Origin of the sequence: Streptomyces sp. SID13726, from assembly GCF_010548375.1 — a bacterium.
Classification (GTDB): Bacteria; Actinomycetota; Actinomycetes; order Streptomycetales; family Streptomycetaceae; genus Streptomyces.
On record NZ_JAAGLY010000696.1, the window covers coordinates 1 to 405 of the forward strand.

The window sequence follows — 405 nt, forward strand, 5'->3', positions numbered from 1 at the left end:
CCGCGGACGCACGTGTGCGCCCGCCGCGGAGGACGCACGTCCCCCGCGGGCCGCGGGTGGTGCGCACGCGCCGTCGAGCCTCCGTGCCCGGGACCCCCGACGACTGGACCCGAGTGAAGAACCCCTTCCACCGGACCGCTGACGCGGCCGGCGCCTCCGAGAGCGCCGACACGACCCTCCAGAACCCCCCGACCTTCGCCGACGGCCCCGCGGAGAGCCCCCAGAGCCCCGTGACCACCGCCCGCCGTCGCCGCCGCTGGCCCCTCGTGGCCGGCGCCACCGCCGTCGTCCTGCTCGCGACCGGCGCCGTCGCCTACGGCAACGCGCGCAAGACCGTCCAGCTCGACGTCGACGGCCAGATCACGTCCGTCACGACCTTCGCCGGGTCCGTCGAGGGCCTGCTCG

Annotated in this window: 1 protein-coding gene; it reads left to right on the forward strand. The window is 77.3% G+C overall.

From position 1 onward, the window contains the following. Positions 1-83: 83 nt before the first annotated feature. On the forward strand, positions 84-405 hold a 322-nt coding region (locus G3I78_RS53360; RefSeq protein ID WP_203616601.1), incomplete at its 3' end, for a ubiquitin-like domain-containing protein.